We start from the raw sequence: 20,426 nt of genomic DNA on the forward strand, positions 1-20,426 counted from the left end.
ATACAGTCGAATGCTCTCAAAAGACAATTATCAATTACTGAAAAACAATTCACTGACTATCAAGATGAGAAGAGTAGAAGTATTCCTCACTTCATAATAACAAATACTCCATATCATGTAATTCAAGCTCATGATGAAAAAACTGGCTCTAGTTATCAAGATGAAGACTTTCTAGAATTATCACCAATCATAAAGCTAGATAGTATAACTTTTGGTTGTTATATTTCACTCAAAAATATTGGTGCTGAGTGTAAATTAAGCCATATTGATATTAGTAGTTTTAAAATAGCCGATAGTAATATGAACTTTGACCCTGAACTTGTTTTTAGAATAGATTCTGACAATAGTACTATCGCCTATATTAATATCACTTCAAACATACTAACCGGAAATTCATCAAAATTAGAAGCTGCAGATTTATATTTACTTTACAGAGAGCTTGAGATGGCATTTGATCTAAAACTATTTTATAGTCAGAATCAGACCTCATCTTCCGTCAGTTACAAACTATGTATAGGTCAACAGAAATATAACTTAAGCAAGTTTAACAAAGATTAATATACTCTACTATAGAGTTATATTCCAAAATGACCTCTACACTGCCACATCCCAACTTCTAGGATAAGAATATATCCGATCTTCACCTATATAGTCGCGCTGACCATTATCCAATAACCACGCGACCACTTGCTCACGCACCCTTCTGCTATTGATTAGATTCATATGGCTCACACCATAAAACACTGCTTTATGACCATCTGGCACAAACAGCGCATGCTCAATATCATCTTCACCCAGCGCAGAAGCTACCGATACCAAACCATCACCCAACATATCTGTCATCTTAGACTCATAATGCGTCTCGACCAGAGCACTCGCCGCAAAGTAGGTTTTGATACCACTCGGCAAGCCAGTAGGATGACGAAAGTCTTGTGGTAGCACACTACGTCCCTCTAAAGACTGCCAATCCACATCACGAATACTGCCATGACGCAGATCAATAATACCAGCGCTACGCATATCCCCAAGCTTGGCAAGTGAACCAGCAAATGGTAATTTTCCGATGATTTCTTGCACATAATTGCCAATGCGCTCTAGCACGGCACCGTGATGTGGCGAGCCTAAGGTGATGAGGTTACCGACACGTTTCACCCAATCCAGATGATCTTGCTCACCATAAAACAGCGCGCTACGAGAGACCAAACCGCCCATACTGTGACCAACCAAATCTATCTGATTGATATGAGGGTTACGGTCGACCAAACCTTGTAACATTTGACAGAATTGTCGGCCGCTGTGAGAGATACGACGTCCTGTATTGTAATCGAGGTATAGCACAGTGGTATCTGGTTGACTGCGTTTGATTGCATCACCTAAATCATTGTTCTCTTGCGATTGCCAGCTCAAATAGCTCATGCACAGACCGTGGCATAAGATGACAACACGTCCTGATAACTCCTCACATCCTGATAGTTCTTCGTGTGCTGATAGTTTTCCATGTACTAATGCCACTTCACATTCTGACAGCTCTTTTTGTACGGACGGCTCTGCTTGTCCTAACGGGACTTCGCACTGCGGCATGCCTTCGCTATCGTATAGCATCATTGGCACGGCCAGTGGATTTTTATTATTAACGAGATGGTCACCCATGACACCGTTAAGTACATTGACGAGTTTTTTTAATGAATCAGGCAGGGGCTGAACTTGTTTTTGCATAACAATGCGTTGATAGACTCTTAACACTGATGCCAGATTACCGCCTACCATCAGCATGACCTGACGTATCGTGCCATAAATACGCCCAGTAATACCGCGTTGCCAATTGTTGATATGATTTTTATTGAAACGGCCCAAAGGACGCAAAATCACTTCGCGATGGATAGCTTCTACAATATCGGTCACCTCCACCACACCCGTAGTCGCCAGCTGTGCCAACCCTTCAAAAAATTCAGCCAAAGCAACTGGCTTCACCGTCGTTTTATGACCATCATCTGCCAATAGTTTCACCAGCTCATCCACATCGATGGCTTCCAGTTGATCTATCTGCTCATACACATCGCTGTGTGCTGGCATATCAGTCTCTGAGGCAAAATGCGCTTCAAGCTCATGACGCACACAAGCATTACTACCAGTACTTCCATGACTTATATGGTCATCATGACAACCATCCGGACTATTCATCACGTTGTTTATAACACTCATTGTATTGGCACATTTAGCAAAGAGGTAAGTTTCTATACTAGTCTTTAAACAGCATAAATAGAAGAAAATCATTGAGTTTTGAATTGTATTTATTGTTAGGAAATATTGTTGGAAAGGATTGATAGGCAGTTGATGTTACTTGTCTTTTTTTAATACTGAATCTAAAAAAATCCCAAGCCATTGCTTGAGATTTTTTATTAATGAATAAGTCAAGCTTACATCACTATCATTCGTTCTATATAGCGTCAATAATTTACGAGAACGACTCTGCTAATATCACATCACCATCATTTTTGGTGATCATTACCGTAGCAGATCGTGGTGTGCTACCGCCTTTGACGGCACCCCAAGCATTACCAGGATGCTGAATGTTGATAAACAAGGTTTTAAAATCTGGTGTCATAGTGATACCTGTCACTTCGCAACCTTCAGGGCCGACAAAGAAACGTTTAAGATTGTCATCGGTCGCGGCCAAGCCTATACGAGTCTCTTGCCCTGTCGAGGCTGTTTTGACTGACCCATCATTGACCTTACCTGGCAGTGCAGCTAGAACCATACAGTTAGTGGTATCCGTATACGCACCGTCATCTGTCTGAATCCACAATACGCCGCGCGGATCAAAAAACAAACCGTCTGGAGAAGACAAATCATTATTGGCATTCAATCCTGATAGGTTCTCAGCAGCTTTGTCACTAGGTGAAGCAAATAGATAAATATCCCACTCAAAACTAGTGGCTGCGTGATCGCCGTTTGTTTCGGCCCAGCGGATAATATGGCCATTATCATTACCAGCAGCTTTACCATCCACGTCATAACTGCGCGGGTTACTGGCTGAAACAGGCTGATCGTCATCGACACCGCGGTTTTTATTATTGGTCAAGGTCACATACACCTCGCCTGTGATGGGACTGACCGATACCCATTCAGGACGATCCATTTTGGTAGCACCTAGCACATCAGATGCTGCACGCGCAAAAACCAGCACATCATCTTGGCCGTTGAAAGGCAACACGGTATTGGTATTATCTAGCCCATTTTGACCATAAACCAATGGCTGCCATGTGCCACTGCCATTTTCGTTAAAGATTGCAACGTATAGTGTCCCTTCGTTCATGTATTTGTCACCCGCTTTTAGGCCGCCACCGATATCGCTTTTTGACCACTTGGCTTTAGATACGAACTTATAAATATACTCACCGCGTGAATCATCACCCATGTAAAACACAACAGGGCGACCTTGCTTAACAGGCGCAAACGCACAGTTTTCATGAGCGAAACGACCCAATGCTGTACGTTTTCGCGGCATGGCGTTTTTATCAAATGGGTCAATTTCAGTGATATAACCAAAGGTATTGAACGCATTACGATAGTCATCCATAGCCGTTTCACCTGCGACGGTCATATTCCAGCGCGCAAATTCATCAGTCATGGTAGCGTCTGCTGCTTTGGGTGTATGCCACAAATAGCCCCAAGTAGCATGATCTTCTTTTGCACCGTAACGTTCACGACCATAGTTTTGAGCAGCGCTTAGCTGGCTTGCGTCTTTACCACGAGCGAATACGCCCAAGAAATTTTCTTCAGTGGTTAAGTAAGTGCCCCAAGGTGACAATCCTGCCCCGCAGTTATTATTGATGCCACGCGTTTTCATACCAGTGGGGTCAAATTTAGTCTTGACCAAATCAGAGCCAGCCACAGGGCCTGTTAGTTGTGAGGTTGTGCTGCTGGTGATACGGCGATTGTATTTAGAGTCGCGTACCATCTCATAACCCTTGCCGCTGTCTCGGCGTTTCATCTCAACCACAGAAACACCATGACAGTTGACCTCACGGCGCACGTCAGTGGCTCGACGAACTTCTTGAAAAATAGGCTCGGCGCTGCTGTCTTTTTTCACATCATAGCCAAATGGACTTAATTCGGCGCTGTTCACGTATTCATGATTCATGACCAACAGACCGCTTTCAGAGGCTTTGACATCGTAATTGTTACCTGTTTTGCCAAAAAACCACATACCATCGTGGTTATCACCCATTCGCCAATCAAATGACTCAGCAGATTGTTCGCGATTGTCTTTCCAATCTGCGATACCTGACATGAGCGGTGTGCCCAATGGCAATATCATTTCTGCCTTGTAGCCATCTGCCACGCTCATTTCTGCTGCGGTCGAATGTGCCACGGCCGTGAACTTTAATGTTTCTGGGCGGCTTCGATCACCGTGTGCTGGCACAGCGGCATCATCACCATTACGAACCGTCATGGTGCTATTGGCGTCTTTAGTATGACCAACCAATGGCAAAGCACCAAAAAAGGCGGCTGCGGTTAATCCTGTGCCACCTTTTAATAAACTACGGCGGTTCAAGCGACGACTGATAATGGTTTGAAAATCCATATTATTGGTAGGATTAGAATCTTCTACAACTTCATGAGCCAAATTTTGCTTGTTATTGATTTGCTCATTATTGATTTGCTTGTTGTTTGCTTGCTTATTATTTAATAGGGTCATTATCAGTCACCTTGCTATTCGGCTGGATTGTCATAAAAAACATCATGGCATTGCTATTAACAGCGCCAAAAAAATATGAAGTAGCCGCTATCCTACTTAGCATTCATGACAATATGTTGAACGTTAGATGACGGTTTAATGACACAGGTTTGACAACCTAGGTCTGATAGCACAGATTTGATAATAGGTTTTGATGATAAGACTTCACTGATAATAGAAAACAAAAAATCCCAAGTCATGACTTGGGATTTTTTATAGCAGAGGTGTATTGAAAAGTTGCGTTTTAAAGGAGCAGTTATTCTACCACTGCGTGCCACTCATGCTCGCCTAACTTTAGTTTTAATCGATCACCTGCGTGCAATATACCAACACCGCTTGGCGTACCCGTCATAATCACATCACCTGCTTGCAAGCTAAACGCATGGCTGATTTCGACCAGTAACTCATATACCGGAAACAGCATCAAAGCACTGTCACCATCTTGTGTTAGCGTATCGTTAATATACAATTGATACTCTACGTTGCTAAAATCACCAAAGGCTTGTGGGTCGACCCAATCTGCTAACACACAGGCACCATCAAAACACTTTGCACGCTCCCATGGTTGACCTTTTTCTTTAAGCTTGCTTTGCAGATCACGTAGAGTCAAATCTAACCCAAGTGTCACACCACCAATCGCTTGCTTAGCCTGCTCAATAGTAGCAGCACGCAAATCTGTAGATAACTGAATACACAGCTCTGCCTCATAGTGTGTATCACCATAGGTTTCAGAGTTTGGACGTAGAACGGTTTGGTTGGTCGAGTGGTGAGCAATAGTCACCACTGATGAGGCAGGTTTCATAAAAAGTATGGGGGTTTTAGGTACTTCGTTACCCAATTCGTGGGCATGCGCGGCATAGTTTCGTCCAACGCAAACCACTTTACCAATCGCAGTAGATGACTGACTCATAATAAGCTCTCACAATAATGATTATTGTTGATAGTTATAAGCCTTTCATACAGAGATATCAATAGCCATTACGTGCAAAAACACAGTAAATATAGAGTTCACTATAACCACTACGGAATGGTTCGGGTGGTGACATCTGGTGGCACATAAGTCATGTAGCGATTAAGCTTTCTTTCAAACAATCTAAAGCTGAATAAAACCACCCATGACAACAGAAGATACACAATACCAGCAGCAAAGAACAGCTCCATCAAGGTATAAGTACGCGCGCTAATCGTACGTGCGACACCTGTGATATCCATCAAGGCAATAGTGGAAGCCAAGGCACTGCCTTTTAGCATAAAGATAACTTCATTACTGTAGGCTGGAATCACGATACCAAAGGCACGAGGCAAGGTAATACGTGTAAGCTTTTGCCACTTTGACATGCCAATTGCATCAGCTGCTTCAAGCTCGCCCACAGGAATGTTCTGAATCGCACCACGAATGATTTCTGCCAAATAAGCACTGGTATTTAGCGTGAAGGCAATAATGGCACACCAATAGGCTTGGCTAAGTACAGGCTCCCACAGAAACGACTCACGCACAGCCTCAAACTGACCCAAGCCGTAATAAATCAGGAATATCTGTACCAGTAGCGGCGTACCACGAAAAAAGAAAATATAAAGAAACGGAAGTACTTGTACTAGCCAATTTTTGGATAGACGTAGCAACGCTAAGATCAAACCGAAAAACAGTCCGATAATGCCTGAAATCACAACCAGCTGTACAGTCAGTACTGCACCACCTAGTAAGTCAGGGATATGGTCAAAAATGACCTGCCAATTCCAATCCATAGTAGCTCTCCTCTATCCTATGGTCGATTGACTGTGAGTTGACTGACGGCTCAGCTTTTTAGCATAGCGTGCTGCTGGATTGGCACGCCATTCAAGCCACATCATAAAGCCAGTAATCAACATGGTCAGACCCAAATAAATAATCGCGGCGGCCATATAAAAGGTAAACGGCTGCTGCGTTGACTGCGCGGCACGTGAGGACTGATACATAATATCTTTGAGACCCACGACTGAGACCAACGCCGTATCTTTGAGCAACACCAAAAATAAATTGCCCAATCCTGGCAACGCAATCTGCCATACTTGCGGCAAAGTGATGCGATAAAACGTCTGAAATGGACGCATACCAATCGCTTGCGCTGCTTCACCCTGTCCTATCGGTATCTCTTGAATGGACATGCGAAAAATTTCAGTCGCATAAGCACCAAAAGCGATAGACAGCGCCATGACGCCACCCCAAAAGGCACTAATCTCAACATATTCGTTATAGCCGAATTTTTTGAGAATGGTCATCAGCAGCATTGAGCCACCGTAATAGATGAACAGCACTAGCAGCAACTCAGGAATACCGCGCATGGTGGCTGTATATACCGTCGCAAGCTTACGTAGCAGCCAGACATTAGACAGCTTCGCAGTGGCACCGAGCAACCCCAAAGCCATACCAATGATTAAACTGGTTACAGCGAGCTTGATGGTGACGGTAGCGCCGCTTAGTAATAGCGCGCCAAATCCTTGTAAATCAAACACAATTATCCACTCAGTCTCTTTATATTAGCAATTTGCAAAATATGAGTTAAAAGAATCAGCATCAATGGCTGAACGCTGCCAACAATTATATTTTATACCAAATCAGGTATAAGCACTTTGCATCATATATCGATGTCAGAGAGATACAATCATTGCAACGAAAATTGACACAGTAGAAATGAGCGCTGATTTTATCATATTCGCTGCAAACTATGTTAATACTCACATGTAAAGGCAGCACCTAAATAGGCTCTTATCGTCTAAAAAAAAGACATAACTGGGCATCATTTCGCAAACTACACAGTCAACATTAGCAGTAGCAAACTATTTTTTAGAAAAATAAAAAAAGGGTATCACCATGATGGTCATACCCTTTTTACTGATTAAACTATCTCAAAAGCCAACTCATTAAATGCGATTGCTCTAACGGTTGCTTTACTACATCACCGATAATTACTCAACAGAATCTGCTGTCGTAGCCGTCTCAGTAGCCTCTGTAGCACTAGCTTCTGGTATCCCAAAATACTTTTGATTGATCTCATCATAAGTACCATCAGCTTTGATATTAGCCAATGCTTGGTTAATCTTCGTTTGCAACTCATCGCCTGGACGTACCGCAATGGCAAAGTTGTCATTGATATCAATCTCTTCACCTTTCAGCACATAATGACTGCCTGACGTTGAGCCAAGCCACTCTAGTGCTGGCAATTTATCAGATACCATCGCATCAACACGGTTGGAACCCAAATCCAAAAACGCATTACTCAGCGTATCATAAAGCTTCATATTAGCGTCTGGGTAAGTCTCCTCAAACCATTGCGAAGAAATGGTCGAGCGTTGCGCCGCAATAGAGTTTGTATTGATATCATTACTATTACTGGGATCAAAACTGCTGTCTTTTTTGGCTAAAAAAACCAACGTATTGCTAAAGTACGGCTCTGTAAAGCTGACTTGTTGCTCACGCTCAGGGGTCACAGACATAGCGGCGACGATAGCATCATATTTACCTGCTTTTAGACCGGGAATGATACCGTCCCAATCTTGTGCAATAATCTCACAAGTCATTTGCATATCATCACAGATAGCATTGGCAATATCTATATCAAAACCACCAAGCGTGCCATCGGCATTGGTATAGTTAAAAGGCGCATAAGCACCTTCAGTACCAATACGCAACACTTCACCTGCGGTGTCTGCCTCAGTAGCAGTTTGATTGACATTATCATGAGCATCATCTTGACCGTTGCTACAGCCAGCTAACGCCAAAAGTGCAGCCACCATCGCTAAAGGCACAGAAAATCGTCGCGGCTGTGTATCATTAATCACTGATGCGTTGACGATTGCACTGTGTTGCTCAAAATAGCTATTCATGATTATCCTTAGCGTTTATTAGTAAAATAATACTCATCGCTCTCTATTAATACCCCTAATACGCCATATCCATACCAGGGCATGTCTTCAATTCAGTCGATAGTCATCTCAATAGACTAAAAATGAAGACACACCCTAGGGCAGAGATGTGTGGCTAAATTAGTTTGCTGCTGCCGCTGCTTCTGGCTCTTCTTCAGAAACCATCACGTCGGTATCATCAGTGACTACAGCTGTTTGCGCTGCAGCTGTTGAGCTAGTACCAAAATAGCTGCCCGTGATTTGATCATAAGTACCATTGTCTTTTAGCTCAGCCAATGCTGTATTAAATTTAGCGACTAATGGATCACCTTTACGGAATGCAATACCCATCGCATCATCATCGGTGCTGATCTCATCACCTTTGATTTCGTATTCTTGACCTGCTTCAGTTTTTAACCAATCAACGCCTACCACTTTGTCAGACATAAGCGCGCGCACACGACCTGATGTCAGATCTAGATAGGCATTGTCTTGAGTATCATAAAGCTTGATATCAGCATCGTCATGCTCGTTTTGCAGATACTGCGATGAAACAGTTGAACGCTGTGATGCAATTGGCTGACCTGCTAGCTCATCGACACTAATATCATCACCTTTTTTACCGATTAAGATAATACCACTGTGAAAATATGGGTCACTAAAATCGACCACTTCTTTGCGCTCAGGTGTGATAGACATACCAGCAATGGCTGCATCAAATTTTTGTGCATTTAGACCTGGGATCAGTCCATCCCAATCTTGAGAGATAACTTCACATTTTGCATTCATCTCTTCACATAAGGCGTTAACCAGTTCAATCTCATAACCAATTAAATTACCCTCAGCATCGGTATAACTAAAAGGCTTAAAGCTTGATTCTGTCGCAATTTTAAGATCCAAAGGCGCTTCACTAGCGGTATCAGCTTCTGCACTTTCTGTTGGTGCTGAGCTATTGTTACAACCAGCCAGCATAAGCATTGCTGCGCTAAGCGGTGCTAGCCACAATGCTTTTTTGCCCATTGATGATGTCATTGAAATTGTCATTTTTACTATCCTTTACTATATTGGTTTATATTCTCTAGACACACAACTTTATTGGCCAAAATTGGCTTGTTCTAAACGCGCTAACTCACCGTTACTACGGATTTCGCTAAGCGCTTTATCAAACTCTGCTTTGAGTGCATCATCTTTGCGGACAGCAATGGCAATATTGTCATCGTTATCAATTTCATCACCGACGATACCAAAGCCTTCTGAGTTATCTACTAACCATGATTTTGCAGAGACTTTTTCAGCCAATACCGCATCACTACGACCAGATTTCAGGTCTAAATAAGCGTTGTCATAGTTATCATATAATTGAACGGTATTGCCGTCTTTACCTTCATAGTTATCTTGTAGATAAGCCCCAGGCGTGGTTGAGCGTTGACCACCAAGCGTTACGTTTTCAATCGCCATAGGATCAAAGCCACCATTGGTATCTGTCAGCCATACCATTGTATTCGCAAAATATGGTTCGCTAAAATCTACTTTTTCTTGACGCTCTGCCGTAATCGACATACCAGCGATAACAGCGTCGTACTTCTGCGCTAATAGACCTGGAATAATACCGTCCCAATCTTGAGCCACAATTTCACATTTGGCTTGCATTTGATCACATAAAGCATTGGCAACATCGATATCAAAGCCAGCCAAACTGCCATCAGCATTGATATAGTTAAAAGGAGGGTAAGCACCTTCGGTTGCAATACGAATGGTCTTGCCAGCCGTTTCTGCTGCAGGGGCATCAGCACTGGTATCGGCAGTTTCATTGGCAGGTTGACTACAAGCACTCAACATCAATGCTGCGGTAACGGTCATCGACGACCACAATAGGCGAGAATTCGACATCATACATTCCTTAAATTCTAATGGGTTTTACATAAGTTTTTGACAGGATTTTCTGACTTAGGGTTCTGATATTTTGTTCTCTGACGTCCCTGCCAGACAAGCAATATAGATAGCAGAATAGATAGACAGGCAGCCGTTATTATTGACCACCTATGAACCTTTCGATAATACCTGAGTAGAATATCAAAAACAAACGTTTTGCATACGGACTGTTATTATTGAGTAATAAACGGTTTACGATATTTACGTAACAGTAATTTTCGTAGCCAACATGACAACAGGATGATAAACGCTTTACCACCCTATTTTTTGAATAGATGTATTGGATAGGCTAAATATTTATAGACATAGATATTTGTAGACACAGATACTTATAAACCAAGTATTCGCAGGCTAGGTATTTATAGGTTAAATACTCATAAACACGCATTATTAATCGTTAAAATATTTTGAGACAGTGGTTACTTAATACTTAGTTTGGATTAATACCTAATTTGGACGATGTGACGCCATAAAGTCTTTAACACGCTCGGAGGTAGGATTGTCAAAGACTTGTTCAGGAGTGCCAATTTCTTCAATAACGCCTTGATGTAAGAACACCACCTTGCTTGATACTTCACGGGCAAAACGCATCTCATGCGTGACAATAAGCATGGTTCGACCCTCTTCTGCTAGCTCACGCATGACTGCGAGCACTTCGTTGACCAATTCAGGATCTAGAGCAGAGGTTGGTTCGTCGAACAATAGCACTTGCGGCTGCATAGCAAGGGCACGAGCAATAGCAACACGCTGACGTTGACCACCTGACAAGTTCGCTGGGTAAGCGTCCTTCTTATCAAGCAGGCCCACTTTATCAAGCAGTTTTTCGGCATCGCTAATCGCTTGGGCTTTTTTAATTTTTAAGACCTGCGTGGGCCCTTCGATAATATTTTGCAAAATCGTTTTGTGTGGCCATAGGTTAAAGTTTTGAAAGACAAATCCCACGCGCGCACGTAAGCTTTCTAATTGCTTCGTATCTGCTGCTTGTAGTTCGCCTGACTTAGCAGGCTTTAGCATCAGTTCGTCATCACCAATGATGATACGGCCTTGGTTAGGCTGTTCAAGCAGATTAATACAACGCAACAAGGTTGATTTACCTGAGCCAGATGAGCCCAAAATCGAGATAACATCACCATCATATGCGGTCAGGGAGACCCCTTTTAGCACTGCCAATGAGCCATAGCTTTTATGGATGTCTTGTAAATCTAAGGCGATAGGCCGAGTCGGATTTTTTTCAATATCAGGCATGGTTTAGCAGACTTCCAATAAATATGAATGAAAACACGAATAAAAATGCGGTATAACACATAAGCGGCAACTCAGCTTATATAGTCAAACAAAGCAAAAAAGTGACATATTGTCTCTTATTCCACAGTAAAAAGGCAAACCCTGTATTTAACCAGTAAGCCAATCAGTCATCAACTATGCATCACTAGGGCATATCTTCATTTCAAAAATGGTGATAAAAATGAGATAAATTGCCGTCAAACAAGAAAAATAACGCAGATAATATCAGAATATTAACCAATTATTTGACGATGTTTGGCAAGATTTAGCCCATTTAGATGACTATCAGGTGAATTGAAGACACGCCCTAAGTAGTTGACATAAAAAAGCCCAGACCGCATTTACAGCGCTGAGCCTTATTTTATCACTTTAGCGAACGAGGCGTTACCTTATCTGTTTAAAGCATGTTTGTTGGTAACAACTTAGTCAGTCGATTAGCCAGTCGAGACGTACTAGTAAGTCGAGACATGCTCTTCACTCTCGGTACCGTCTAGCATTTCTGTATCATCTGCAGTCGCTACTGCAACATCATCGTTTTCGCCCACTGCCATATCCTCATCAGCGCTAGCAATTGCTATATCATCAGCGTTACTGGCAGTAGCCTCTTCTACCGCTGTTTGTGCGTCAGCTGCAGGCTCAGTTTCCATAGATGCCTCATCTTTACCACAAGCACTCAGTGCCAACGTCGCTGCAACTAAGCCAATCGCTAGCCAGCTTTTGGGCATCTCGCCTTTTTTGGTATAATTATTTAAAGTAGCCATATTAATACTCCATCCATCGTAATTATTTATACTTTTAAAAGTTATGCTCTTGAAAGCTATGCCTCTAAAAGTTTTAACCTTAAACTCACTATACTGATGATTGGTCGTGACTACCTTAGTACTTACAACGCATTTCTGTTGAAAGCATGTAATGATATATTTTTTTCGCCGAGATTTAACAAACGATAGGTCATGACTGTATTCGAACAAAATCAGTAAAGCAGCATAAAACAATGCTCATATATACCTTATAAGACAAATGCTGTTCACAAAATCAACTTTACTATCGACCTCATCTGCTCTATGTTAAATAGCATAATGCCCTATCGCTATCTAAGTAGGCGTTCAAAACTTCTTTTTTTTGCGACATTTTCGCCTTTTAGGTACTTTTACCTATATAAAATTGGGCGCCTTTATTTATAGAAACCTGTATTACATAAGGAAAGTAATTTATGAGTCAATTGGATATTACGACCTATATGCAGTCTGTCGGCAAGCAAGCAAGAGCTGCTTCTCGTACACTCGCTGCGGCCAACACTGGTGATAAGAACTCGGCACTCATGGCCATTCATGATGAGCTAGTCAATGCCAAACAAGACATTTTGGCTGCCAATAAAATCGACATGGAAAACGGTCAAAACAACAACCTTGATAGCGCACTCCTTGATCGCCTTGAATTAAATGAAGCGCGATTCAGCGGTATGCTCCAAGGACTTAAAGACGTTGCTGGTCTTCCTGATCCTATTGGTGAAGTGACTGACATGACCTATCGCCCATCTGGTATTCACTTGGGTAAAATGCGTGTACCACTGGGTGTGGTCGGTATGATTTATGAGTCACGTCCTAACGTAACACTAGAGGCGGCATCATTGGCGCTTAAATCAGGTAACGCCATTATCTTACGCGGTGGTTCTGAGGCCTTTGAATCTAACCAAGCCATTGCCAAATGTATCAAACAAGGGCTTAGTCATACAGATCTGTCTGAACACAGCGTACAGGTTTTACAGACAACCGATCGTGCGGCCGTAGGCGAGCTCATTACCATGACTGAATATGTCGATGTTATCGTGCCACGTGGTGGTAAAGGTCTGATTGCACGTATCAGTAATGATGCTAAAGTTCCGGTTATTAAGCATTTAGATGGTAACTGCCACACCTTTATTGATAGCGATGCACAAGCAGATATTGCCATTAATGTTAGCGTGAATGCCAAAACGCATCGCTACGGTACTTGTAATACGATGGAAACACTACTGGTTGATGAAACAGTCGCTAATGCGCTATTGCCTAAAATTGCAGAAGCTATTATAGAAGCAGATGATGCCATGCAGCTGCGTCTTGATGATAAATCTCAGACGATTCTAAACGGCAATACCAAGCTTAATGGTCACTTGTCTGCTGCAACCTCTGATGATTGGGATACCGAATACCTAGCGCCTATCCTAGCGATAAAAATAGTGGCAGGGATTGACGAAGCCATCGAACATATCAATACGCATGGTAGTCATCATACCGACGTCATCATTACGGATAACTATACCAAGTCACAACGTTTTATTCGTGAAGTGGATTCAGCGAGTGTAATGATTAATGCTTCTAGCCGTTTTGCCGATGGTTTTGAATATGGTCTCGGCGCTGAGATTGGTATCTCAACGGACAAAATTCATGCGCGTGGCCCTGTCGGGCTAGAAGGTCTGACCTCACAAAAATGGATCGTCTATGGTCATGGCGAGACGCGCGCTTAACTTATAGCGTATTGACTCAACTTAGCATTTATCTGCTGACTTACCGTATAATTCACAGACAGCATAATCCACAAAAAACGTCAGCTCGATTGCTGACGTTTTTTTATTAGAGATGAATATGTTATATAAGCGGCGCAACCGTAATTTTGCACCATAACACAAACATGCTATAGGAAAGTAGGCTCATGCAGAGTGGCAGAATCAAACATTGGAATAAAGACAAGGGCTATGGCTTTATTGACGTAGACAACCAAAGTGAAGATGTGTTTTTTCATATCAGTACTGTACGATTATCACAGCCCATCGCAGAGGGACAATCCGTTTACTTTAATAGCAAACGTAATGAAAAAAACCAATTGCGCGCAACAGAAGTGACGTCTACTAACCTCAGTCTTCAAGACAGTGTTGAAAACAGTAATGAAACGAGCCTTCCTAAGCATCACTCGAATAACAATAATACAAGCACACAAAATACGCATAACAACCGAAATACTCGCCAGCACAATAGCAATCGAAACAAAAAAAGCCCACTATCTACTTTATTTAGCCTCATCGCTATTATCGCAGTCGCGTTTTATTTCTTTGATGATATAAAGTCGACTGCCTTTTCGGATAGCGCAGCGCCCACCGCTATATCTCAAAATTCATCAGGCGGCTCAAATTCAGCGCCAGCCTCTTCCGTCACGGGTGACGCACAAATAGATAAGACCATCATGCTGATCAAGCAAGGTGGGCCATTTCCTTATCCCAATAAAGATGGCACCAGCTTTTACAACCGAGAAGGTAGGCTACCTGCCCAGTCTCAAGGCTACTATCGCGAATACACCGTACCCACTCCTGGCGTATCACACCGCGGTGCAAGGCGTATCGTCACTGGTGGCAATCCACCGACGGTCTATTACTTAACCGTTGACCATTATGACAGCTTCAAAAAATTGGACGTAAAATAATATGAGCCAAGCCATTCACTACCTTAATCAAAACTGCAACCAACATAACGAACAAGACAGTAACCAAAACGGTACAGCACTAAACGCTAGCGTTCCAACACAGGCTGTTAACATAGTCATCGATGACATACTGAACAAGACAACACTATTAACAAGTTTAGGATACGCCTGTGATTTTCCTAGCTACTATTCACACAACTGGGACAGTGCATGGGATTGCTTAACAGACAGCGATGTTACCGACTTAACGTTAGATCTAACAGCTATCAAAAAAATAGATACAGAAGATTTTAATACCTTCAAAAGTATCATCGAAGATGCTTATAGAGATTTTGGCCAGCCAACATTATGGGTGATCATGCCATCTACAAATAACACTTAGTCGATCATCATTAGACAAACCTGAATTCGAGATAAAGCCATATTTATCTCAAATTCAGGTTAATTTATTTTTATAGAAAGGATTAACCCATGGAAATTACCCTAAATGGTTATTACACCCTAATCTTTGCCACCTTGGTGCTATTGCTTGGACGATTTTTGGTCAAAAAAGTTAAATTTTTAGAAGATTTTAATATTCCAGAGCCAGTAGCAGGTGGCTTGATTGCTGCGGTTATCGTGTACGCCCTTAACTTTTTTTGGGGCTATAGCTTTAATTTTCATCAAGGGTTACAGACAGCCACCATGCTGATGTTCTTTGCCTCTATCGGTCTGAGTGCTGATTTTGGTCGATTGAAAGCAGGCGGTACACCCCTACTGATTTTCACTATCGTGGTGTCAGTCTTTATTATATTGCAAGACGCCGTTGGCGTAACCATGGCCAGCGCATTAGGGCTTGACCCATTGCTCGGACTGGTTACAGGCTCTATCGCTTTAACCGGCGGTCATGGTACAGCTGGCGCATGGGGCGCTGTATTAGAGCAAGAGTATGGTGTGGTTGGTGCCACTACCCTCGGTATTGCCGTGGCTACTTATGGTTTGGTCGCAGGTGGTATCGTTGGTGGTCCTGTTGCTCGAAGATTGATCAACAAGCTTGGCTTAAAACCCGCACCCGCTAATATGAATCCAAGCGACGTCGAAAAACTCGCTGGAGAGCAGTCCTTATACAGTACCAAACACAGCGAAAACGATGATAATGGCACTCAGGAAATGTTTGAGAAACCTGATAACATTCGTCTGATTACCGCCTCATCAACCATTGAAACCTTAGCCTTATTTGCAGGTGCATTAGCATTTGCTGATTTGATGACATTGGTTGCCGAAGGAACCTCATTTGAGCTACCTACCTTTGTATGGGCGCTAGCAGGCGGTGTGATTCTACGTAACTCATTAACCATGATTTTTAACTTTGATATGTTTGACCGTGCTATTGATGTGATTGGTAATGCATCATTGAGCCTATTCTTGGCTATGGCATTGTTATCATTGAAACTGTGGGAACTAACAGACTTGGCAGGCCCTGTACTCATAATATTACTGGTACAGACGTTTGTGATGATTCTATATGTTTATTTCATCACCTTTAAAGTGATGGGTAAAAACTACGACGCTGCGGTACTATCGGCAGGTCATTGCGGTTTTGGTATGGGTGCAACGCCAACCGCGATTGCCAATATGCAGGCCGTCACAGATCGCTATCTACCCTCGCCTAAAGCGTTCCTAATCGTACCGATGGTTGGCGCTTTCTTTGTCGATATCGTCAATGCGACAGTATTGCAGATATTTACTAAATTGCCGTTTATGTAATATCAAATTATGTAAAGATTGATGACTTGCTTTAGCAGTCGTACCAAACCCTAACCTATATGGTTGGGGTTTTCTTTTGTATGTTGACTGACTAAAGGTGATAGTCGCGCAAGTGAGATTCAGCTGTTACGCAACCTATAATGAGATAAAAACGATTCACTGTTATCAATACAGTAGTCAAAGGAGTTAAATCATATCATGTTGATATTTGCAGTAATTATCGTCGTATCAGGCGCGCTTATTATTGGTGCGCTTTGGGGGCTGTACGGTCGTCTACCTGGCTGGCTAGAAGGCAACTTACTAGCAGTAGCAGGCGGTGCCCTGATGATATCGGTGGTTATTGAGCTGGTCCAACCCGCTGTCACTGATAGTGGCCTTTGGATAACAGCTGCTTTTACGTTATTAGGTGCTTTGGTGTTTGCTGGTGTGGATTATTTGCTTGATGAAAAGTTAAATGCCGACGGTGGATCAGGACTATTAGCGGCTATTACCTTAGACGGCGTACCAGAAAACCTAGCGTTAGGCGTAGCACTGATTAGCGGAAACGTCATGCAGGTAGCAGCACTGGCTGGCTCTATATTACTGTCTAATTTGCCAGAAGCAGCAGGCGGGGCAAAGGAGATGCGTAACAATGGCGTCAGTAATAAAAAGGTGCTGATGCTATGGATCGGTGCGGCTGCTTTATTATCAGTGGCCGCTATTTTGGGGAAAGTCTTACTAAAAGATGCCGATGATGCCACTATTAGTGCTATCAATAGCTTTGCTGCAGGCGCCGTCATTGCCTCGCTAGCGACTGAGGTTTTTCCTACTGCTTTTAAACGCAGTAATCATTGGGCTGGTATCAGTACAACCATAGGTCTTATATTGGCGCTGGCTTTAAATCAGCTTGGTGGCTGATATCACAGATGTACTTGATAAGGTGCTTTGACACCTTGACACATTATCAAAATAAACACGTGGTCACCGATTACATATTGGTCTCATTAGAAAACAAAAACCGCCTAGCAAACGCCAAGCGGTTTTTATTCAGCTCAATTAAGTCATACAGCTAATATTTAACAGTTTAGATTCTTTTCTGAAAATTTTAGTATTTTCTTTGATACCTGACTGCTATCGTCTACAAACCATTAATCATATTTCACTAAATTATCTAGCATTGTAGACAGCCATGCATTGTTATCTGCGATATGCGTGTCCCCTAGCATGATGATTTCATCACCCGCCTGAATGGTGTGAGGATATTCAGCAATAGCATCTTGTATGTAGTCCTGTCCATGCATCACCATATCTACCATACTTTTTTTAGTGACTTCAAAATGACATTGCCACCCAAGTACCCATGTACCTAACGCTTTATGTTTTGGGGTTTGATAGATAAAACCTTGATTGGCCCAAGCGTTTGATTCTGCAATTGCAGTCGCACCTTGAGGACACTCAAAACCATCGCCATGCCAATGAAAAACTGTAAATTCATGCTTTGGTAAATCTTCTAGTAGCTGATGCTCTAGCCCCTCTTTGGTCAATTGGATGGGTAGCCAACCAACCTCTTTTACACCTGAAGGAGCAACCTTTGCTCCCAAGCTATCTGCTATTAACTGCGCCCCCAAACAAACACCGACGACTGTTTTTCCTTGTTCAATGCTTTTTTTAATAAAGGCTTTCTCATCGGCTAGCCACTGAAAGTCAACTTCATCATGGATGCTCATTGGCCCACCCATAATCACCAACCAATCAAAACTGTCTTGAGAAGGTAATGGATCGTTTTCATAAAAACGCGTGACAGTAACGCTATAACCTTGACTGTCTGCCCAATGCTCAATATGACTGAGCGCTTCGAAATCAACATGGTACAGTGCATGAATACGTAGTGTCATCAAACCATCCTTTTACTAATGCCTATGTTAATCCACCGCTTAATAAGCACAGGCTAAGTGATATGGGCTTAAGCTTACTGGTTTTTTCGTAAACTGGCAATATTGCACAAACAGCTTCTACCTAAATGAATAGCTATCTAACAAACAACGAGTGCTAGCTATCAAAAAGCCCGCCAAGATTAGTCTTGACGGGCTTTGTTAATTATCAAATTATAATACAGTATTCAATCAAACCCATTATTTATACTTTTTAATTTCGCCACTTTTCACACGAGCAACGAAAGAATTAACCTCTTTTTTCACAACTGGCATTAAGAAGTACAAACCGATGATGTTAAAGATGGCCATCGCAAATAAAGCTGCATCTGAGAAGTCGATAACAAAGCTAAACTGTACGATGGTACCGATAATAACGAAGACCAAAAAGATAAGTTTGTATATCATTTCGCCAGCTTTACCTTCACCGAACAGGTAGGTCCAAGCCTTTAGGCCATAATATGACCATGAGATCATCGTTGAAAAGGCGAACATTATTACAGCGATGGCTAAGAAGTACTGAAAAATTGGCGCTGTTTGCATAAAGGCGGCACGGGTTAGATCCACACCAGTAATAGCTTGCGTTTGCAAGTTTGCGGCAGTGTTTACCCCAGAGATAGTAATAACGAGTGCCGTCATAGTACAGATAATAACCGTATCAATGAAAGGCTCTAACAGCGCTACCAAACCTTCAGTAGCAGGCTCTTTGGTTTTTACCGCTGAGTGAGCAATAGCGGCTGAACCAACACCCGCCTCGTTAGAGAAAGTTGCACGTTTCAAACCTTGGATTAATGCGCCAATAAAACCACCAGCCACGCCAGCACCTGTGAAGGCACCTGTAAAAATTTCACCAAATGCCGCACCGATATGATTAAAGTTTGCAACCAGTAAGATGACACTCATGGTGATATACAATAACGCCATAAAGGGTACGACTTTTTCAGTAACGGTTGCGATACGAGGCATACCACCAATGATAACCATACCGACTAAAAATGCTAAGCCAACACCAAAGAATATACTGTAATCCGTTGGAATACTAAAAGTAGAGCTCATGACTGCAAAGGCTTGGTTACCCTGAAACATGTTACCAGCACCAAAAGTCGCCAATATAGTCATGAGTGCAAAACCAACGGCTAACACCTTACCGAATCCGCCCATACCACGTTCAGCCATACCACGGCTCAAGTAGTACATAGGACCACCCGACACGGCACCAGAGGGCAATATCGTACGATATTTGACACCTAACGTACACTCTACAAACTTGGACGCCATACCGAACAGGCCAACCATAATCATCCAAAAGGTAGCTCCAGGTCCACCAATGGCGAGTGCCGCACCCACACCTGCAATATTACCAAGACCAACGGTACCCGATAGAGCAGTCGCTAAAGCTTGGAAATGACTAACTTCACCCTCTTCTTTAGTAGCAGGGTTTGGATCAGTATATTTACCTCTGACAATGTCTAGAG

The 20,426-nt window shown here is 42.5% G+C and carries 18 protein-coding genes; 6 read left to right on the plus strand and 12 right to left on the minus strand.

Translation table 11 applies throughout. From position 1 onward, the window contains the following. On the plus strand, positions 1–558 hold a 558-nt coding region (locus ACT3RN_RS08570), incomplete at its 5' end, for a hypothetical protein (protein WP_444518561.1). 36 nt (positions 559–594) lie between these two features. Here ACT3RN_RS08570 and ACT3RN_RS08575 read toward each other — a convergent pair. The 10 genes from ACT3RN_RS08575 to ACT3RN_RS08620 form a co-directional block, all read right to left on the minus strand. Further along, positions 595–2,202 carry a PGAP1-like alpha/beta domain-containing protein gene (locus ACT3RN_RS08575; RefSeq protein ID WP_444518562.1) on the minus strand — a complete coding sequence of 536 codons (1,608 nt, stop codon included), beginning with the start codon at positions 2,200–2,202 and terminating at the stop codon, positions 595–597. Between the two features lie 253 nt (positions 2,203–2,455). Continuing rightward, positions 2,456–4,588: a PhoX family protein gene (locus ACT3RN_RS08580; RefSeq protein WP_444518565.1), complete on the minus strand. Its 2,133-nt coding sequence runs from the start codon at positions 4,586–4,588 to the stop codon at positions 2,456–2,458. A 409-nt stretch (positions 4,589–4,997) separates the two neighbouring features. Then, positions 4,998–5,651: a fumarylacetoacetate hydrolase family protein gene (locus tag ACT3RN_RS08585; protein ID WP_442063461.1), complete on the minus strand. Its 654-nt coding sequence runs from the start codon at positions 5,649–5,651 to the stop codon at positions 4,998–5,000. A 110-nt stretch (positions 5,652–5,761) separates the two neighbouring features. Continuing rightward, positions 5,762–6,487: an ABC transporter permease gene (locus ACT3RN_RS08590; protein WP_442074800.1), complete on the minus strand. Its 726-nt coding sequence runs from the start codon at positions 6,485–6,487 to the stop codon at positions 5,762–5,764. A 12-nt stretch (positions 6,488–6,499) separates the two neighbouring features. Beyond that, positions 6,500–7,234, minus strand: a complete 735-nt coding sequence (locus ACT3RN_RS08595; RefSeq protein ID WP_192520498.1) for an ABC transporter permease — start codon at positions 7,232–7,234, stop codon at positions 6,500–6,502. 453 nt (positions 7,235–7,687) lie between these two features. Beyond that, positions 7,688–8,515 (minus strand): ABC transporter substrate-binding protein, encoded by an 828-nt coding sequence (locus ACT3RN_RS08600; RefSeq protein WP_442074806.1) that lies wholly within the window; start codon positions 8,513–8,515, stop codon positions 7,688–7,690. 249 nt (positions 8,516–8,764) lie between these two features. Further along, positions 8,765–9,667 carry a transporter substrate-binding domain-containing protein gene (locus ACT3RN_RS08605; RefSeq protein WP_442074801.1) on the minus strand — a complete coding sequence of 301 codons (903 nt, stop codon included), beginning with the start codon at positions 9,665–9,667 and terminating at the stop codon, positions 8,765–8,767. A 48-nt stretch (positions 9,668–9,715) separates the two neighbouring features. Further along, positions 9,716–10,516 (minus strand): transporter substrate-binding domain-containing protein, encoded by an 801-nt coding sequence (locus tag ACT3RN_RS08610; RefSeq protein ID WP_444518563.1) that lies wholly within the window; start codon positions 10,514–10,516, stop codon positions 9,716–9,718. A gap of 486 nt (positions 10,517–11,002) precedes the next feature. Next, positions 11,003–11,800 (minus strand): ABC transporter ATP-binding protein, encoded by a 798-nt coding sequence (locus tag ACT3RN_RS08615; protein ID WP_192520501.1) that lies wholly within the window; start codon positions 11,798–11,800, stop codon positions 11,003–11,005. A 491-nt stretch (positions 11,801–12,291) separates the two neighbouring features. Continuing rightward, positions 12,292–12,600 (minus strand): hypothetical protein, encoded by a 309-nt coding sequence (locus ACT3RN_RS08620; RefSeq protein ID WP_442074802.1) that lies wholly within the window; start codon positions 12,598–12,600, stop codon positions 12,292–12,294. 452 nt (positions 12,601–13,052) lie between these two features. Here ACT3RN_RS08620 and ACT3RN_RS08625 point away from each other — a divergent pair, with 452 nt between their 5' ends. The 5 genes from ACT3RN_RS08625 (at position 13,053) to ACT3RN_RS08645 (ending at position 17,938) form a co-directional block, all read left to right on the plus strand. Continuing rightward, a complete protein-coding gene (locus ACT3RN_RS08625; protein WP_442074803.1) occupies positions 13,053–14,345 on the plus strand; it encodes a glutamate-5-semialdehyde dehydrogenase in 1,293 nt (430 codons plus the stop codon). Between the two features lie 185 nt (positions 14,346–14,530). After that, positions 14,531–15,295: a ribonuclease domain-containing protein gene (locus ACT3RN_RS08630; RefSeq protein ID WP_442063480.1), complete on the plus strand. Its 765-nt coding sequence runs from the start codon at positions 14,531–14,533 to the stop codon at positions 15,293–15,295. 1 nt (position 15,296) lies between these two features. Continuing rightward, entirely contained in the window at positions 15,297–15,677 is a 381-nt protein-coding gene (locus ACT3RN_RS08635; RefSeq protein WP_192992133.1) for a barstar family protein, read from the plus strand. Positions 15,678–15,766: 89 nt separating this feature from the next. Continuing rightward, entirely contained in the window at positions 15,767–17,041 is a 1,275-nt protein-coding gene (gene gltS, locus ACT3RN_RS08640) for a sodium/glutamate symporter (protein ID WP_192992132.1), read from the plus strand. Positions 17,042–17,239: 198 nt separating this feature from the next. Beyond that, complete coding sequence (locus ACT3RN_RS08645) at positions 17,240–17,938, plus strand: ZIP family metal transporter (RefSeq protein WP_192520463.1); 699 nt, start codon at positions 17,240–17,242, stop codon at positions 17,936–17,938. Between the two features lie 230 nt (positions 17,939–18,168). On the opposite strand, the gene ACT3RN_RS08650 is transcribed toward ACT3RN_RS08645, so the two are convergent. Beyond that, positions 18,169–18,915 carry a type 1 glutamine amidotransferase gene (locus tag ACT3RN_RS08650; RefSeq protein WP_192520462.1) on the minus strand — a complete coding sequence of 249 codons (747 nt, stop codon included), beginning with the start codon at positions 18,913–18,915 and terminating at the stop codon, positions 18,169–18,171. A gap of 237 nt (positions 18,916–19,152) precedes the next feature. After that, on the minus strand, positions 19,153–20,426 hold a 1,274-nt coding region (locus tag ACT3RN_RS08655; protein ID WP_444518564.1), incomplete at its 5' end, for an alanine/glycine:cation symporter family protein.

It is taken from the genome of Psychrobacter sp. AOP5-GZ1-6 (genome assembly GCF_052376345.1).
GTDB lineage: Bacteria > Pseudomonadota > Gammaproteobacteria > Pseudomonadales > Moraxellaceae > Psychrobacter.

Excerpts from the sequence above, each read along its gene's own strand:
- ACT3RN_RS08575 (WP_444518562.1), bottom strand. The coding sequence starts at position 2,202 with ATGAGTGTTATAAACAACGTGATGAATAGTCCGGATGGTTGTCATGAT.
- ACT3RN_RS08580 (WP_444518565.1), bottom strand. The coding sequence starts at position 4,588 with ATGGATTTTCAAACCATTATCAGTCGTCGCTTGAACCGCCGTAGTTTA.
- ACT3RN_RS08585 (WP_442063461.1), bottom strand. The coding sequence starts at position 5,651 with ATGAGTCAGTCATCTACTGCGATTGGTAAAGTGGTTTGCGTTGGACGA.
- ACT3RN_RS08590 (WP_442074800.1), bottom strand. The coding sequence starts at position 6,487 with ATGGATTGGAATTGGCAGGTCATTTTTGACCATATCCCTGACTTACTA.
- ACT3RN_RS08600 (WP_442074806.1), bottom strand. The coding sequence starts at position 8,515 with ATGGTGGCTGCACTTTTGGCGTTAGCTGGCTGTAGCAACGGTCAAGAT.
- ACT3RN_RS08605 (WP_442074801.1), bottom strand. The coding sequence starts at position 9,667 with ATGACAATTTCAATGACATCATCAATGGGCAAAAAAGCATTGTGGCTA.
- ACT3RN_RS08610 (WP_444518563.1), bottom strand. The coding sequence starts at position 10,516 with ATGATGTCGAATTCTCGCCTATTGTGGTCGTCGATGACCGTTACCGCA.
- ACT3RN_RS08615 (WP_192520501.1), bottom strand. The coding sequence starts at position 11,800 with ATGCCTGATATTGAAAAAAATCCGACTCGGCCTATCGCCTTAGATTTA.
- ACT3RN_RS08620 (WP_442074802.1), bottom strand. The coding sequence starts at position 12,600 with ATGGCTACTTTAAATAATTATACCAAAAAAGGCGAGATGCCCAAAAGC.
- ACT3RN_RS08625 (WP_442074803.1), top strand. The coding sequence starts at position 13,053 with ATGAGTCAATTGGATATTACGACCTATATGCAGTCTGTCGGCAAGCAA.
- ACT3RN_RS08630 (WP_442063480.1), top strand. The coding sequence starts at position 14,531 with ATGCAGAGTGGCAGAATCAAACATTGGAATAAAGACAAGGGCTATGGC.
- ACT3RN_RS08635 (WP_192992133.1), top strand. The coding sequence starts at position 15,297 with ATGAGCCAAGCCATTCACTACCTTAATCAAAACTGCAACCAACATAAC.
- gltS (WP_192992132.1), top strand. The coding sequence starts at position 15,767 with ATGGAAATTACCCTAAATGGTTATTACACCCTAATCTTTGCCACCTTG.
- ACT3RN_RS08645 (WP_192520463.1), top strand. The coding sequence starts at position 17,240 with ATGTTGATATTTGCAGTAATTATCGTCGTATCAGGCGCGCTTATTATT.
- ACT3RN_RS08650 (WP_192520462.1), bottom strand. The coding sequence starts at position 18,915 with ATGACACTACGTATTCATGCACTGTACCATGTTGATTTCGAAGCGCTC.